At 71.8% G+C, this 16190-nt stretch carries 10 protein-coding genes and 1 pseudogene; 3 read left to right on the top strand and 8 right to left on the bottom strand.

The features are described 5' to 3' along the window. Positions 1–133: 133 nt before the first annotated feature. Complete coding sequence (locus tag ACFW1I_RS28280) at positions 134–2305, bottom strand: M4 family metallopeptidase (RefSeq protein ID WP_384675147.1); 2172 nt, start codon at positions 2303–2305, stop codon at positions 134–136. Positions 2306–2483: 178 nt separating this feature from the next. Here ACFW1I_RS28280 and ACFW1I_RS28275 point away from each other — a divergent pair, with 178 nt between their 5' ends. Next, positions 2484–5219: an AAA family ATPase gene (locus tag ACFW1I_RS28275; RefSeq protein ID WP_384675145.1), complete on the top strand. Its 2736-nt coding sequence runs from the start codon at positions 2484–2486 to the stop codon at positions 5217–5219. Between the two features lie 121 nt (positions 5220–5340). On the opposite strand, the gene ACFW1I_RS28270 is transcribed toward ACFW1I_RS28275, so the two are convergent. From ACFW1I_RS28270 to ACFW1I_RS28260, 3 genes are all read right to left on the bottom strand, one after another. Beyond that, positions 5341–5787: an Lrp/AsnC family transcriptional regulator gene (locus tag ACFW1I_RS28270; RefSeq protein ID WP_384675143.1), complete on the bottom strand. Its 447-nt coding sequence runs from the start codon at positions 5785–5787 to the stop codon at positions 5341–5343. 1556 nt (positions 5788–7343) lie between these two features. After that, positions 7344–8672 carry a class I SAM-dependent RNA methyltransferase gene (locus ACFW1I_RS28265; RefSeq protein WP_384675141.1) on the bottom strand — a complete coding sequence of 443 codons (1329 nt, stop codon included), beginning with the start codon at positions 8670–8672 and terminating at the stop codon, positions 7344–7346. Between the two features lie 195 nt (positions 8673–8867). Then, positions 8868–10919 (bottom strand): APC family permease, encoded by a 2052-nt coding sequence (locus ACFW1I_RS28260; protein WP_384675139.1) that lies wholly within the window; start codon positions 10917–10919, stop codon positions 8868–8870. Between the two features lie 235 nt (positions 10920–11154). On the opposite strand from ACFW1I_RS28260, the gene ACFW1I_RS28255 reads away from it, so the two are divergent. Together ACFW1I_RS28255 and ACFW1I_RS28250 are read left to right on the top strand one after the other, a co-directional pair. Continuing rightward, positions 11155–11823: a TrkA family potassium uptake protein gene (locus ACFW1I_RS28255; protein ID WP_030496284.1), complete on the top strand. Its 669-nt coding sequence runs from the start codon at positions 11155–11157 to the stop codon at positions 11821–11823. After that, a complete protein-coding gene (locus ACFW1I_RS28250) occupies positions 11823–12497 on the top strand; it encodes a potassium channel family protein (RefSeq protein WP_384675136.1) in 675 nt (224 codons plus the stop codon). The genes ACFW1I_RS28255 and ACFW1I_RS28250 overlap by 1 nt, the downstream gene beginning before the upstream one ends. A 164-nt stretch (positions 12498–12661) precedes the next feature. On the opposite strand, the gene ACFW1I_RS28245 is transcribed toward ACFW1I_RS28250, so the two are convergent. From ACFW1I_RS28245 to ACFW1I_RS28230, 4 genes and pseudogenes are all read right to left on the bottom strand, one after another. After that, positions 12662–13408 carry a DUF3159 domain-containing protein gene (locus ACFW1I_RS28245; RefSeq protein WP_384675134.1) on the bottom strand — a complete coding sequence of 249 codons (747 nt, stop codon included), beginning with the start codon at positions 13406–13408 and terminating at the stop codon, positions 12662–12664. A 3-nt stretch (positions 13409–13411) separates the two neighbouring features. Further along, entirely contained in the window at positions 13412–13810 is a 399-nt protein-coding gene (locus ACFW1I_RS28240; RefSeq protein ID WP_078868359.1) for an OB-fold nucleic acid binding domain-containing protein, read from the bottom strand. Positions 13811–13855: 45 nt separating this feature from the next. Continuing rightward, positions 13856–14542, bottom strand: a complete 687-nt coding sequence (locus ACFW1I_RS28235) for a response regulator (RefSeq protein ID WP_319010871.1) — start codon at positions 14540–14542, stop codon at positions 13856–13858. A gap of 100 nt (positions 14543–14642) precedes the next feature. Next, a pseudogene (locus ACFW1I_RS28230) lies at positions 14643–16088 on the bottom strand (DUF4118 domain-containing protein); the annotation flags it as partial. Positions 16089–16190: the final 102 nt, after the last annotated feature.

Genomic DNA, 16190 nt, shown 5'->3' with positions numbered 1-16190 from the left:
TCCCCCTCACCCCCCCCCCCCCCCGCCCGCGCGCGCCCGCGCCCCCCCCGGCGGGGGGGCGCGGCCCCCCGCGCCCCCCCCCCCCCGGGCGGGCCCCCCCCGCGCCCCCCCCACGGGTGGTGAGCGGGATCGGTCAGCCGATGGTGATGCCGTCGAGCAGGAAGATGGTGGACAGGTAGGTGTCTTCGGTGCCGGCGAACTCCAGCTTCACCGTCTGGCCCTTGTGGGCGGACAGGTCGACGGTCTTCTGGACGTATCCGGAGCTCGCGTCGGCGTTGGAGTAGGTGGCCAGCGTGGTGCCGTTGACGTTGACCCTGAGGGTGTCGTAGGCGGTGGAGCCAGACTCCTGGGTGGAGACCTTCAGCCAGAAGGTGAGCTTCGGGGTGCCGGCGGAGGGCACCGCGATGTTCGACTGCGAGAGGGATTCGACGGCGTCGGCGCCGTAGCCCATCATCCAGGCGTACCAGGACCCGTCACGCGCGGCCTGCAGGGACGAGTTGGTGATGATGTTGTCGCTCTGGGTCCAGCCGCTGGTGCCCTGCTCGAAGCTGCCGTTGGTCAGTGCGTTCCCGCTGGGGGGCGTGGTCGGAGAGGGGGTCGGGGTGGTCGGAGAGGGGGTGGGGGTGCCGGTGCCGGGGTCGGGCAGGGCGGTGCCGACGCTGACGGCGGCCCACGCCTTGGAGACGAGGTACCGCTCCTGGGAGTTGGTGCCGTAGAGGTCGGCGGCGGCCTGCAGGGTGGCGGTGCGGGCGCCGGCGTAGTTGGTGGTGGAGGTCATGTAGGTGGTCAGCGCCCGGTACCAGACGGCTGCGGCCTTGTCCTTGCCGATGCCCGCGAAGGTGTCGTTGTTGCAGGTGGTGCCGGTGTGCGAGCGTCCGCCGATGGTCTTCGCGCCCGTGCCTTCGGCGGCCAGGTAGAAGAAGTGGTTGCCGATGCCGGAGGAGAGGTGCACGTCCACCGAGCCGGCGCCGGAGTTCCAGCAGGACAGGGACCTGCCGTCGGTAGCGGGGTTGTCCATCCGGCGCAGGGAGCCGCCGGACATGTTGAGCTTCTCGCCGATGTAGTAGTCGCCCGGGTCGCCGGCGTTGTCGGCGTAGAACTCGACCATGGTGCCGAAGATGTCGCTGGTGGCCTCGTTCAGGCCACCAGACTCGCCGGAGTAGGTGAGGTTGGCGGTGGCGGAGGTGACACCGTGGGTCATCTCGTGCCCGGCCACGTCCACCGCGGTGACCGGGGTGTTGCCGTTCTGCGAGGAGCCGTCGCCGAAGTACATGCAGAAGCAGTTGTCGTCGTAGAAGGCGTTGACCAGATTGGTGTCGACGTGGACGTAGGCGCGGGCACCGCGGCCGTCGTTGCGGATGCCGGAGCGGTTGAAGGAGTTCTTGTAGTAGTCCCAGGTCTTCGCCAGGCCGTAGGAGGCGTCCACCGCGGCGCTCTCACGGCTGGAAGCGGTGCCGTTGCCCCAGGAGTTGGTGGCCTTGGAGAAGGCCCGGGCGTTCTGCCTGGGGTTCGACTGCGGGCTGTTGTACGAGTCGTAGACGATCGTGCCGCCGTGCGCGGGGTCGGTCAGGGTGTAGCCGCCGGCGGTCTGGGTGGTCTCGATGGAGACCTGCCCGACAGTGACGCCGTTGCCGGTGCCCGTGACGTTCTGGTGCAGCTCGTACTGGTCCAGCGCCGCGCCGGTGGTGGCATCGACGATCACCGCCTGACGCGAGGTGGGGCCGGTCTCGCCCTCGCCGGTGACGGTCGAACGGTAGGCGAGGACGGGGATCTTGCCGACCGCGTACACCACCAGGGCGCTGTCCTTGCTGCCGGCCTTCGCCTTCTTCACGTGCCTGGCGTGCTTCACGGCCTTGGCGGAGGCGTCGGCGGCCGTCAGTTTCGGGGTGGTTCCGGCGATCCGGACCGCGCCCTGGTGCGCCAGGTCCGAGCCGGTGATCGTGCCGTCCTCGGCGAGGTGCACCACCAGGTCTCCGCCGATCACCGGCAGGCCTCTGTAGGTGCGGTCGTAGCGCACGTGCCGGGAGCCGTCGGCGTCGATCAGGACGTCCTTGGCCCGCAGGCGCTCGTCGGGGCCCAGGCCGAGCTCGCGGGCGGTGGCGGCCGCGTTCCGGCCGGCCGTGCGTATCGCCTCGCTGCGCGCGTCGGCCGTCATCGCCTTGAACCCTGCACCGGGTTGGCTGGCGGAGGCGCCGGCGGCCGCGGTGGGTCGGGGGGCCGCGGTGGACTGGGTGGCCACCATGGTCACGGAGCCGAGGGCGAGGGCTGCCGCGACACCGGCTGCCAGGGCGTTCTTGCGGTTCATCGCAATCCTTCCGCCGGGCCTTGTCGGGGATGTGCCGCAGAACGTCATCTGGGGTGCGGGGGGCGTTCGGCAGCGGTTGGCCCGGCTGTGGCCATGAGGCTAGGGACGCGGGGCCCGGCCGACATCGGGGCAATCCCTTGACCTGGACGGCGGGGGCCCACGGGCGCACCATGGCCCGATGCCAGACTCCGAGATGTGGATGAGCGCGTCCCACGAGGCCGGTCCCGTGCTGCCGGTGGTGCCAGAAGTCGTGGACGGCACCCGCCGGGTGGTCCTGTTCGGGCCGCCCGGAAGCGGCAAGACCACCGCGGCCAGGGCCCTGGGAAGAAGGCTGGGCCTGCCCCTCCTGCGGCTGGCCCCGGGCCCACAGGACACCGCGATCCCGTACACCGGGTTGCTCGAACTCGCGCTGGCCCTCCAAACGCTGCCCGCGGCACGGAAGCTGGCGGCGGGACTCGACGAGGCCGCCGACCAGCCGGGCTCCCCGGACAATGCCGGCTCGGCCCTGCGGCTGCGCCGGCAGACCGCCGCTCTGCTGCGGGAGGCACCGCCCATGACGCTGATGGTGGACAACGCCCAGTGGCTGGACCCGGCCAGCGCGGCCGTCCTGGGCTGGGCGCTGCGCCTGGCCCCGGACCTTCCCGTCATCGCGGCCGAGCGCACCTGGCGCCCGGAGGCCGCGGATCACTGGTGCGGGGAGAACGCGTACGCGGTGCGTGTTCCGGCCCTGACGGTAGACCAGGTCGCGGCTCTGCTGTCCCCGTACCGTCTCGTCCCCTGCGAGGTCACGCGCATCCACACCCACAGCGGCGGGAACCCTGCGCTGGCTCTGGCACTCGCCCAGGTGCGCGGCCACACCGCCGCCGTGCCGATCGCCTCGGACGCCGAGGACCGCCCGGTCCTTCCTCCCCCGGCCCGCCGGTTGGTGGGCGAATGGCTGGGAACCGTGTCGGGGGAGGTCCGGGAACTGCTGACGTTCGCCGCACTCGACGACCGGCCCGACCTCGACCTGCTGGGTCGTCTCGCCGGGCCGGCAGCCGAAAGCCTCCTGGCCGAGGCCGAGGCAGCCGGACTCGTCGACCTCGAACAGCCCGACCGGACGGTGCGGTTCACCGCCTCCGCGATCGGCACCGAACTCGCGGCCCGGCTGCCGGGCCACGCACGCAGGCTTCTGCACGCCCGCCTGGCCGAGGCCAGCCACGACAGCGTCCGCCGCGACCGGCACACCGTGCTGGCGGCCGACGCCACCGACCCGCGGTCGGCCCGCCACGCCGCCCGCGCCGCCGCACGCGCCCGGCGGCGCGGCGACCACGCACTCGCGGCAGAGCTCTCCCTCCTCGCCGCCCAGCGCACCCCGTACGACGACGGCGAACTGCTCGCCGAACGGGCCCTGACCGCCGTACGCGACGCCGCCCACTACGGCGACCTCTCCCGCGGCCGGGCCGCCGCCCGCCTCATCGTGGGCCACGACGCCACCCCGGCCCAGCGCGTCGAAGCCCTCGTCGCCCTGATCGACGCGAGCGGCCAACACCTGCACAGCGCGGACGAACTGTTCGCCGACGCACTCCATGCGGCGGCCGGACGATCCGACCTCACCGCGCGGATCCTCATCCGCCAGTCCATCTGGGCCAACGTGAACGAAGGCGACCCCGACCGGGCATGCGCCCTGGCCGGCCGGGCCACCGCCCTCGCCGAGAGCGCCGGCGACACCACCACCACCGCCATGGCCCTCACGATGCAGGCCCGTCTTCAACGCGTCCTCGGCCACCTCGACGCCGGGACCACGCTCAGCCGTGCCCTGTCCCTGCCACGCGCCGCCTCCATTCCGGTCAACGGCACACCTCAGCACCTCGCCGCCCGGCACGCCCTCTTCGACGACCGCCCCGAGGAGGCCCGCGCCGCGCTGCTCCCCCTGCTCGTCGAAGCAGAGCGGACGGGAGACGCCGAGGCGACCGTGGACATCCGGCGCAGCCTCGCCGAGGCCGAACTCCGCGCCGGACGGTGCGCCAGGGCGCTCGACCACGCTCACCGCGCCCAGGCGCTGACCGACGGGACCGCCCTGTCACCCGCGCCGGCGTGCTACACCTCCGCCCTCGTCGAAGGCACCGCCGGGCGGACCGACCTCGCCCTCGTCCACGCACGCCGCGGAGTCGACGCCGCCCGGCAGGAGGACAACAAGGTCTTCCTCTCCCGCAACCTCTTCGCCCTCGGCCACCTCCTCCTGGCCACGGGCCGCCCCAAAGAGGCTCTGGAGGCCCTGGTGGAGGTCCGCGCACTGGAGGAGCTGCAACAGGTCCGCGACCCGTCCGTCCTGCGCTGGCACCCCGAACTCGCCGAGACCCTCATCGCCCTCGGCCACCTCGACCGGGCGCAGGGCCTCCTGGACGACACCCGCCGCACCGCGACCGACCTCGGCAGGCACATGGTCCTCCCCCCGCTCGAACGCGCCCAGGCGCTCCTGGACGCCGCCCGCGGCGACTACGACACCGTGGCCCGGCGCCTCACCGACGCAGCTGACCGGCTTCGCCACCTCCCCCTCGAACGCGGCAGGACCCTGCTGGCGCTCAGCCACACCGAACGGCGCGGGCGCCGACGCGCCAGCGCCCGCGCCGCCGCGCAAAAAGCCGCCGACCTCTTCACCGCCCACCAGGCACACCCGTGGGCCGAAACCGCCGCGCACACGCTCAGCCGACTGGAAGCCGCCCCGGCGGGCGAAGACGCCCACCCCCGCCTCACCTCCGCCGAGCAACGCTGCGCCGAACTCGCCGCCGCCGGAGTGAGCAACCGCGACATCGCCACCACCCTCACCGTCAGCGTCAAGACGGTCGAAGCGACCCTCACCCGCGTCTACCGGAAACTCGGCCTGCACTCACGCGTCCAACTCGCGCACACCGTCACACCGGCACACGAGTGACCCGCCCGGACGGCTCCAGCAGCAGCCGGGTTCAGTCGTGTACCGGGCGACGACGTCGGGCCCGCACCACCGATCGGGCAGACGGACGGCCTCCGGGCCCCAGCACGACGTCGTTTCGGGATTACGGGCTGCCGGCTTGCTCGGTCGGGCGGGTCCAGGTGTTCATGATGATGAAGGTCTTGGTGCCCTCCACCTTGCCGGTCCGGCGTACGGCGTTGATCACCTGCTGAAGATGCTTCACGTCCCGGACCCGGAGCCTGAGCAGGGCGTCGGAGGTCCCGGCGATGCTGTGGCTCTCCTCGATCTCCGGGATGCTCTGGGCGATGTCCTGGATCTCGTCACTGTCGGTCGCGCCGAGCAGGCAGATCTCGATGAACGCCTGAAGCATGCCCGCCCGGCTGTCCTCGATGACCGCGGTATAGCCGCGGATCACACCCTCCCTCTCCATGCGCTCGATGCGGCGGGCGCACGGAGCCGCCGAGAGTCCCACAGCACGCGCGATCTCCGACACGGGCGCTCGCCCGTCCCTGCGGAGGATGTTCAGTATGTGGCGGTCGATCGTGTCCACGGCCAACTCCCCAAATCGTGCGCGCCACGCACGAGTCGCGCGCCGAAAGCTCCATAACTTCTTGCAGGTCGAGTGAAACACGCTCGACCTGTGCGTGATGATGCCCGGCCTGTCGCCTGGGGACCGTCGCCCTGTCATCGTCGTGGTGTCCGGGTGATCCCCGGCAGGAGGCTCGCACCGGCCAACCCCTACGGCGCGGACTCCGACCAGGTGACAGGTGCGCGGTTATCCCCAGCACCCCGCGGCCGGCCCCACATCCTGGGGCCGGCCGGGCACCGAGCCAGGCCCGCCGGCAGCGATCACCGCGCGGGGACCTCCATTCCGCCTCCCTGCGTCGCGGCGAGCTCGCTGTGAACCTGTGAGAGCCGGCCGAGGCCGTCCGCACGCACCCACGGTGTGCGTCCTGGACGCCGGAATAGCCCAGGAGCATCCGCTGCTGAAGGCGGCGCTGCAGGAACGCCCTACAGTGTGCTGCCCGGCGGAGCCCCGGCTGGCCGAAATGGACACGGCACAGTTCCCAGAACGGGAATCGGACGCTTCCGCCGGTGCCTTGATACGCCGTGGCAGCCCAGCATTTGAGTCCCACATCGACGAGGACTTCGATCACCTCGCGCTGTCACGCGGTGGTGAGATGCCGCCGTTGCGGGCTGACTCGAGCCGAAGGCGGGTCATGGGAACGGCAGGTCAATGAGCGGCAGCTTTCGGCGCTGCAATGGGTGAGCGCTGGTTCCCCTGCTGGCGAGTGGAAGACCAGCTCATAGAAGACCACGGGCCAGGCACTGCAGAATCGGGGGCTGGTCACGGTCTCCAGGAAGGGCGGCCAGTGGAGCGTCATCCTGTCGAGCGCCGGCCGGCATTACCTGACGCACGGCACCTCCCCTCTCCGCAAGTCTCACCCGCGGAAGACTCAGGCAGCCCCTCCCTACGCAACCCCCGCCCATCCAAGCACACGAGATTCCGGCCGCCATGAAAGAAGCGCGCGTCCAGTACGCCGAGGCGTACCGCGTCAGGCACTCGAAGCGCAGGGAGCGGCCTGGCGCCACACCACCCGACTCGCGGAGTACGTGAGCGCCGTACGCACCCGGGTCGAGACCATGCCCCCAGGCCAGACCAGGACCGAAGCCGAAACATGGATCGACTGGACGGCAGCACGCGTGGAGCATCTGAACCCTGAACACACCGCCCCGGCTGCCCGACATCCCCGAACCACGAGCCGACGATCTCAGGCCCTTTCTCGGGCGCTGGAATCCCTACGGCCCCTGACGCAACACGCGCCAGACACCCCACCCAGTGTCACGGAACGTCATTAGCGAGAAGCCGATGGGACAGGGGCAGCCAACAGCTCGGCAGCCAATGCCCCAACCACTTCAGGGTGCCTCCGACCACACGGCTGAGGACTCCATCCGGCGGTCACCAATCACGCATGACAACCCATCGGATATCACGCCGTCCGTGCGTCAAACGTGCGTCACGTGCGTCACGTGCGTCAGATATGCGTCAAGATATCGCCCGTAACGCACGTGACGCCCATAATGCACACTCAGAGAAACAGCAGGTCAGCGACCCTTTTCCGCAGGCTCAAGGATCGCGACGCACTCGACATGGTGGGTCATCGGGAACAGGTCGAACGCCCGCAGCGTCCGGACCCGGTAGCCCGACTCGCGGAAGTAGCCGAGGTCGCGGGCCAGGGCGGCCGGGTCGCAGGCCACGTAGGCGATGCGGCGGGCGCCGAGGCCGGCGAGGTGGCGGACGGTCTGCTTGCCGGCGCCGGCGCGGGGTGGGTCCAGGACGATGAGGTCGACCTCGGTGATGCCGGTGCGCGGGAGGACCGCCTCGACCTTGCCCTGTTCGACGCGGACGCGCGGGAAGCCGGCCAGGTTGTGGCGGGCGTCCTCGACGGCGCGCTTGCCGGACTCGATGCCGAGGACGGCGCCCTGGTCGCCGACCCGGTCCGCGAGGGCGCCGGCGAAGAGGCCGACGCCGCAGTAGAGGTCGAGCGCGGTGTCGCCCTTGCGCGGGAGGAGGCCCTGCATGACGGCCCTCATGAGGGTGTCGGCGGCCTTCGGGTGGACCTGCCAGAAGCCGCCGCTGCCGACCCGGTGGGTGCGCTCGTCGGCGCGCTCGCGGACGAAGGCGCGGCCGTGGACGCGGTGGACGCCGCCGTCCTTCTCGTCGACGCGCATCACCGAGACCGGCTTGTCGAGCTCGACGAGCGGGAGCCGGGCGCCGGGGCGGGGGGTGAGGATGACCTGGCGGTCGTTCGAGCCGGACGCGGCGATCGCCTCGACGGTGGCCATGCCCTCCCACCGCCGCTTCTCGATGCCGAGCTCCGAGACGCCCTGCGCCGCGATCATGCAGTGGTCGATGACCTCGACCTCGTGCGAGCGGTGCTTGCGCAGGCCCGCGCGGCCCTCGTCGTCGATGGCGTACTGGACGCGGGTGCGCCACTGCGGGACCTCGCCCGCCGGGAGCTTGTCGCCCTCGGCCGGGACGACCGTGCCGTCCCAGCCGGCCTCCTCCGGGGTGAGGCCGGCGAGCCGCTGCAGCTGCTCGGCGATCACCTCGCCCTTGAGGCGGCGCTGGGCGCCCGGCTTGGCGTGCTGCCAGTCGCAGCCGCCGCACCTGCCGGGGCCGGCGAAGGGGCACGGGGCCTCGATGCGGTCCTTGGAGGCGTCCAGGATCTCGACGGCGTCGGCGCGCAGGAAGCGGCTGCTCTCGTCGCCCTCGGTGACGCGGGCCCGGACGCGCTCGCCCGGCAGCGCGTGGCGCACGAAGAGGACCCGGCCCTCCTCCGTCCGCGCGATGCAGTGGCCGCCGTGGGCCACCGGGCCGACCTCGACCTCGTACTCCTCCCCGATCAGGGACTTCACAGGGGTGTTCTGCATGATCGGGGGCTCCAGAGACAGAGGGGGGAGAAGAGAAGTGGGGGGGGGGGGGGTGGGGGGGCGGACCCAAAACGCGGGAGGGACGGGGTGAGGGTGTGTGGTGGGTAGGTGGGGTGAGGGGAGGGGGAGGCGGCGCACCACCCCCCGGGGGGGTCCACGACAGGTGGGCGGCTGACGCCACCCCCCCCCACCAGTCTAGTTGCTCTTCGCGGTCGGTTCCTTCTTGGCCTTCTCGACCGGTCCGCGGCGGACCGAGCCCGGCGCGTTCCACTCCTGGCGCTTGCGCGCCCGCTTCTTCGCGGCCTCGGAGGACTGGAGCTGGTAGGGCACCGAGGTGACCATGACGCCCGGGGTGAAGAGCAGCCGGCCCTTGAGGCGGAGCGCGGACTGGTTGTGGAGCAGGTGCTCGTACCAGTGGCCGACGACGTACTCGGGGATGTAGACCGAGACGGCGTCGCGCGGGCTCTCCTTGCGGAGGTTCTTCACGTACTCGATGACCGGCCGGGTGATCTCGCGGTACGGCGAGTCGAGGATCTTCAGCGGCACGTTGATGCCGCGCCGCTCCCACTCCTCCTTGAGCGCCTTGGTCTCCGCCGGGTCGACGTTGACGGTCAGCGCCTCCAGCTCGTTGGCGTGCAGCAGCTTCGCGTAGGCGAGGGCCCGGAGGGTGGGCTTGTGGAGCTTGGAGACGAGGACGATCGAGCGGACCCGGGAGGGGCGCACGTACTCGTCGGGGCGCTCCTCGGCGGCGGCGATCTCCGCGGCGACGGAGTCGTAGTGGCGGCGGATCGCGGTCATCGTCACGTAGAAGATCACCATGCCCAGGAGGGCGACCCAGGCGCCGTGGGTGAACTTGGTGGCGAGGACGACGACGAGGACGAGGCCGGTGAAGAAGGCGCCGAAGGCGTTGATCGCGCGGGAGCGGATCATGTGGCGGCGCTTGGCCTGGTCCTTCTCCGTCTTCAGGTGCCGGTTCCAGTGCCGGACCATGCCGATCTGGCTGAGCGTGAAGGAGACGAAGACGCCGACGATGTACAGCTGGATGAGGCGGGTGGAGTCCGCGCCGTAGATCCAGACGAGGAGGGCGGCGGCGCCGGCGAGGAGCACGATGCCGTTGGAGAAGGCGAGGCGGTCGCCGCGGGTGTGCAGCTGGCGCGGCAGGTAGCGGTCCTGGGCGAGGATCGAGCCGAGGAGCGGGAAGCCGTTGTACGCCGTGTTGGCGGCCAGGAAGAGGACGAGCGCGGTGGCGGCGGCGAGCAGCACGAAGAAGAACGTGCCGTCGCCGAAGACGGCGGCGGCGACCTGGGAGATCACCGGGTCCTGGACGTAGCCCTCGCCGACCGGGACGCCGTTCACGAGCAGGTCCTCGGCGGGCTTCTCGGCCATCCGGACGTCGGTCGCCTGGGCGAGGAAGATGATGCCGCAGAACATGGTGACGGCGAGGCCGCCCATGAGCGCGAGGGTGGTGGCGGCGTTCTTCGACTTCGGCTTGCGGAAGGCGGGGACGCCGTTGGAGATGGCCTCGACGCCGGTGAGGGCGGCACAGCCGGAGGAGAAGGCGCGCAGCAGCAGGAAGATCAGGGCGAAGCCGGCGATCCCCTCGTGCTCGGGCTTGATCTCGAAGCCGGCGGTGGGGGCCTGCATGGTGTCGTCGAGGACGAGTCCGCGCCAGGCGCCCCAGGCGATCATGCAGAAGACGCCGAAGACGAAGACGTACGTCGGGATGGCGAAGAGGCTGCCGGACTCCTTCACGCCCCGGAGGTTCATCAGGGTGAGCAGGACGATCACGGCGACGGCCGAGGCGACCTTGTGCTCGACGACGAAGGGGACGGCGGAGCCGAGGTTCTCGATGCCGGAGGAGATCGAGACGGCGACGGTGAGGACGTAGTCGACGAGCAAGGCGCTCGCGACGGTGAGTCCGGCCTTCGGCCCGAGGTTGGTGGTGGCGACCTCGTAGTCGCCGCCGCCGCTCGGGTAGGCGTGCACGTTCTGCCGGTACGAGGCGACGACCGTGAACATGAGGACGACGACGGCCAGCGCGATCCACGGGCTGAAGTGGTAGGCCGACAGACCGGCGGCGGAGAGGACGAGGAGGACCTCGCCCGGTGCGTACGCCACCGACGACAGCGGGTCGGAGGCGAAGACGGGGAGGGCGATCCGCTTGGAGAGCAGGGTCTCCCCGAGCTTGTCGCTGCGCAGGGCCCGCCCGATCAGGATCCGTTTGGGCACGTCGGTCAGTTTGGACACGCAGAGGATCGTAAGCGTTCGAAAAGAGCCACGCGCACCGGCACCCCCGATCGGCACCGAATCTCCCTGAGTATCACCTCGGATGCGGTCCCGGCCAGCGTTGCCGCTTAAGCTCGGACCGGACAACCCGGCAGGGTGTTGTCCGCCACGGCCCGGGCCGATCGGGCGAGGAAAGTTGTGAGCAGGGTGTTTTCGCAGGTCAGCAAGGCGATCAGGAGTGCGGGGTAGCGGGGACGTGCACATCGTCATCATGGGCTGCGGGCGAGTGGGAGCCGCTCTCGCGCAGACCCTGGAGCAGCAGGGCCACACGGTCGCCGTCGTCGACCAGGACCCGACGGCTTTCCGCCGTCTGGGCTCCGGTTTCGGCGGGCGGCGCGTCACGGGCGTGGGCTTCGACCAGGACACGCTGCGTGAGGCGGGGATCGAGGAGGCCGGTGCCTTCGCCGCGGTGAGCAGCGGCGACAACTCCAACATCATCGCCGCCCGGGTGGCCCGCGAGATGTTCGGCATCGAGAACGTGGCGGCGCGGATCTACGACCCGCGGCGCGCCGAGGTGTACCAGCGCCTGGGCATCCCGACGGTGGCGACGGTCCGCTGGACCGCCGACCAGATGCTGCGCCGGCTGTTGCCCTCGGGCGCGGAGCCGCTGTGGAGCGACCCGAGCGGTGGCGTCCAGCTCGCCGAGGTGCACACCTCCCCGGCGTGGATCGGCCACAAGATCAGCCGGCTGCAGGACGAGACCGGGGTGCGGGTCGCCTTCCTCACCCGGCTGGGCGAGGCGATCATCCCCACCTCGCAGACGGTCCTCCAGGAGGGGGACCTGGTCCACGTGATGATGCGGGTGGACGAGATCACGAAGGTCGAGGCGGCCTTCGCCGAGGGCCCCGAGGAGGGCGGTCACTGATGCGGGTCGCGATTGCGGGCGCGGGCGCGGTGGGCCGTTCCATCGCGGGCGAGCTGCTGGAGAACGGCCACGAGGTCCTGCTCATCGACAAGGCGCCGACCGCCATCTCGGTGGAGCGGGTGCCGCAGGCGGAGTGGCTGCTGGCCGACGCCTGTGAGATCACCTCGCTGGACGAGGCGGCGCTGCAGCGCTGCAACGTGGTCATCGCGGCCACCGGCGACGACAAGGTCAACCTGGTCGTGTCGCTGCTCGCGAAGACCGAGTACGGCGTGCCGCGGGTGGTCGCCCGGGTGAACAACCCGAAGAACGAGTGGCTGTTCAACGAGGCGTGGGGCGTGGACGTGGCCGTCTCCACCCCGCGTCTGATGTCGGCCCTGGTGGAGGAGGCGGTGAGCGTCGGCGACCTGGTCCGGCTGCTCCGCTTCAGCCACGGCGACGCGAACCTGGTGGAGCTGACGCTGCCGCCGGAGTCGGCGCTGGCGGGGACGCAGGTGGGCGAGGTCGCCTGGCCGCAGGACACCTCGCTGGTGACGATCATCCGCGGTTCGCGGGTGCTGACGCCGAGCGCCGAGGAGACCCTGGAGGCCGGCGACGAGCTGCTGTTCGTGGCGGCGCAGGCCCGCGAGGAGCAGTTGGAGGAGCTGCTCCAGGTCCGCCGGGAGCCGGCGGAGTAGGCAGCGGAGGTACGGATACGGGGAAAGGGGGGCGGGGGCGGGGCGGGGGGCGGGCCGCGCCCCCGCGCGGGGGGGGGGGCGGCGGGGGGGCGGGGCGGGGGGGGGGGGGCGGGGGGGGCGGGGGCGGGGCGCGCGCCCGGGGCCCTTCCCCGTGTCTCGGTGTCCTACGCGTCCGGGCCGGCCTGGGCGGCGGCCTTGCGCTCCTTCTCGGCCCGCTCCTCCGCCTCCATCTCGGCGAAGACGTCGATCGGCGGCGGCGCCTTGGCGAGGAAGACCCAGGTGAGGTAGACGGCGAGCAGGAAGGGCGGGATCTTCAGCGCGACGAGGACCCAGCCGAGCTGGGTGGTGTCGGCCCACCAGTAGAGCGGGAAGAGGATCGCGCACTTGGCGAGCAGGATGAGGCCCCAGGCCCAGCTGGCCTTGGCGTACGCCTTCTTCCGTCCCGGGTTCCGGGTCCGCCAGGAGAGGTTCTCCTTGAAGACCGGGCCGAGGATGAGGCCGATCAGCGGGACGCCGGCGAGCGTGGTGACGATGTACGCGAGGCCGAGGCCCAGGGTGTACAGCATGCCGGGGAGGTAGAAGTCCTTGGCGTTGCCGGTCATCATCGCGAAGACGACGCCGAAGCCGACGCCGAAGACGCCGCTGAAGGCGTGCTTGACGGTGTCGCGGCGGACCAGCCGGACGACGACGAGCAGGAGCGAGACCGCGAGCGCGGCGACGGCCGAGCTCTTCAGGTCCTTGTTGATCGTGTAGATCGTGACGAAGAGCAGTCCGGGCAGGACCGTCTCGACCATGCCCCGGACGCCGCCGAACGCCTCGAAGAGCGCGGCCTCGGTCACCGCCTTGTCGGTCCGGGCGTCCTGGTCCGGGGTCGTCGGCGGTGCGGTGGTCGGCTTGTCGACGGACGTCACCGGCTACTCCTGTCCGAGCGGTCGGAGCTCGTATTTGGGGTTGAAGAGGACCCGCCGGCCGTGGCTCATGGAGATCCGGCCGGAGGCGATCAGCTTGCGGCCCGGTTCGATGCCCACGATGGAGCGGCGGCCCAGCCAGACGACGTCGAGCGGCGCGGTGCCGTCGAAGAGCTCGGCCTCCAGGGCGGGGACACCGGCGCGGGGGCGCAGCGTGACCGTGCGCAAGGTACCAGTCACCTTGACGATCTGGCGGTCGGAACAGTCCGAGATCCGGGTGCAGCCCGAGGCCGCCGTGTCCTCCTGGAGCTCCTCGGACTCCAGGTCCTCCGGCGAGGAGGAGAGCCGGTCGAGCATCCGGCGGAACCGGCCTGCCGGCTTGTCGGTACGGGGTGCAGCACTCATACCCAAAAGCGTACCGGCCGCGGCTCCGGCCGGAAGCGGCCCGCATCAACGTTCGAAGCGGTATCCCATGCCCGGTTCGGTGACGAAGTGGCGCGGGTGGGAGGGATCGGTCTCCAGCTTGCGGCGCAGCTGGGCCATGTAGACCCGGAGGTAGTTGGTCTCGGTGCCGTACGAGGGGCCCCAGACCTCCTGGAGGAGCTGCTTCTGGCTGACCAGGCGGCCGCCGTTGCGGACCAGGACCTCCAGGAGGTGCCACTCGGTGGGGGTGAGCCGGACGTCCCGCCCGTCGCGGTGGACCTTCTTGGCGGCGAGGTCGACGGTGAAGTCCTCGGTCTCGACCACGACGACGCCGTCCTCGGCGCCGCCGACGGGTTCGGCGCGGCGGACGGCGGCGCGCAGCCGGGCGAGGAGTTCGTCCATGCCGAAGGGCTTGGTGACGTAGTCGTCGGCGCCGGCGTCGAGCGCCTCGACCTTCTCGTCGGAGGTCTGGCGGGCGGACAGGACGATGATCGGGACCCGGGTCCAGCCGCGCAGCCCCTTGATGACGTCGACGCCGTCGAGGTCGGGCAGACCGAGGTCGAGGACGACGACGTCGGGGTGGCGTTCGGCGGCGAGCCGGAGGGCGGTGGCGCCGTCGGGGGCGGAGTCGACCTCGTACTTCCGCGCCTTGAGGTTGATCACCAGGGCGCGGACGATCTGCGGCTCGTCGTCGACCACGAGGACCCGGGTCATGTGTGGGGGCCTTCCTTCTGCTGTAGGGCTGCTTTACGGCTGCCGTATGGCTGCCGTACGGGGGTGGGTGCGGGCTGCTGGTAGGGGTGCGGGCGCGGGGTCAGGTCACCGCGTGGGCCGGCTGTTCGGCGGGCGGCGGGGCTCCTCCTCCGGCGGCGCGCAGGGTGAGGACCATGGTGAGGCCGCCGCCGGGGGTGTCCTCGGCGCTGAGGGTGCCGCCCATGGCCTCCACGAAGCCGCGGGCGACGGCGAGGCCGAGGCCGACGCCGGAACCGCGCGGGGCGTCGCCGAAGCGCTGGAAGGGCTCGAAGATGCCGTCCTTGGACTCGTCGGGGACGCCGGGGCCGCGGTCCACCACGCGGAGTTCGACGCGGTCGCCGAGGACGCTGGCGGCGACGGCGACGGGGACGCCGTCGGGGCTGTACTTGACGGCGTTCTCGACGATGTTGGCGACGGCCCGCTCCAGGAGGCCCTTGTCGACCTCGACCATGGGCAGGGTCTCGGGGATGTCGGCCTCGGCGCTGCCGTCCGGGACGCCGCCGAGGGCCATCGGGACGACCTCGTCGAGGTCGACGGCGCGGATGAGCGGGGTGACGGTGCCGGTCTGGAGGCGGGACATGTCGAGGAGGTTGCCGACGAGGTGGTCGAGGCGGTCGGCGCCGGCCTCGATGCCTTCGAGGAGTTCGGCCCGGTCCTCCTCGGACCACTCGACGTCGTCGGAGCGGAGCGAGGAGACGGACGCCTTGATGCCGGCGAGCGGGGTGCGCAGGTCGTGGCTGACGGCGGCGAGCAGCGAGGTGCGGATCTTGTTGCCCTCGGCGAGCTTGCGGGCCTCCTCGGCCTCGCCGACCAGCCGCTGCCGGTCGAGGACGACGGCCGCCTGGGCGGCGAAGGCGCCGAGCACCCGGCGGTCCTCGGCGGGCAGCACCCGGCCGGTGAGGGCGAGCGCCAGGTGGTCGCCGACCGGCATGTCGACGTCCGCGTCGTCCGGGCGCTCGCACGGGTGGTGGCCGACGACGGCGACGCGGGCCCACGGCTCCGTCTCGCCGGTCCGTTCGAGGAGGGCGACGGACTCCATGGAGAAGGTCTCGCGGACCCGCTCCAGGAGCGCTTCGAGGGTGGTCTCGCCGCGCAGCACGCTGCCGGCGAGGAAGGAGAGCGTCTCGGCCTCGGCGCGCAGCCGGGCCGCCTGGTGGGTGCGGCGCGCGGCGAGGTCGACGACGGAGGCCACCGCGATCGCGACCCCGACGAAGATCGCCAGGGCGACGATGTTGCGGGGGTCGGCGATGGTGAGCCGGTGGATCGGCGGGGTGAAGAACCAGTTGAGGAGGAGCGAGCCGAAGGCGGCGGACGCGAGCGCCGGCCGGAGGCCGCCGAGCAGGGCCGCCGCGACGGTGAGGGTGAGGTAGAGCAGCACGTCGTTGGCGAGCCCCACCTCGGGCACGGCGGTGCTGAGCAGCAGGGTGAGCAGGGCGGGTCCCGCGAGGCCGACGAGCCAGCCCCAGATGGTGCGGGAGCGGCCGAGGCGGGCGCCGCGGGGGGGGGGGCCGGCGCCCCCCCCCCCCCCCCCCCCGGGGGGGGCGCAGTGTGCGCCGGAGAGTGGGGGCCCCCACCCGGCCGCCCGGGGGCCGCACCCCCCCCCCCAAAC

It is taken from the genome of Streptomyces sp. NPDC058955 (genome assembly GCF_042741435.1).
Lineage (GTDB): Bacteria > Actinomycetota > Actinomycetes > Streptomycetales > Streptomycetaceae > Streptomyces.
The sequence above is the reverse complement of the archived record's forward strand: the minus strand, read 5'-3'. Positions and strand labels throughout refer to the sequence as shown.

Coding starts and splice junctions, on each gene's coding strand:
- ACFW1I_RS28280 (WP_384675147.1), bottom strand. CDS start 2,305: ATGAACCGCAAGAACGCCCTGGCAGCCGGTGTCGCGGCAGCCCTCGCC.
- ACFW1I_RS28275 (WP_384675145.1), top strand. CDS start 2,484: ATGCCAGACTCCGAGATGTGGATGAGCGCGTCCCACGAGGCCGGTCCC.
- ACFW1I_RS28265 (WP_384675141.1), bottom strand. CDS start 8,672: ATGCAGAACACCCCTGTGAAGTCCCTGATCGGGGAGGAGTACGAGGTC.
- ACFW1I_RS28250 (WP_384675136.1), top strand. CDS start 11,823: ATGCGGGTCGCGATTGCGGGCGCGGGCGCGGTGGGCCGTTCCATCGCG.
- ACFW1I_RS28240 (WP_078868359.1), bottom strand. CDS start 13,810: ATGAGTGCTGCACCCCGTACCGACAAGCCGGCAGGCCGGTTCCGCCGG.
- ACFW1I_RS28235 (WP_319010871.1), bottom strand. CDS start 14,542: ATGACCCGGGTCCTCGTGGTCGACGACGAGCCGCAGATCGTCCGCGCC.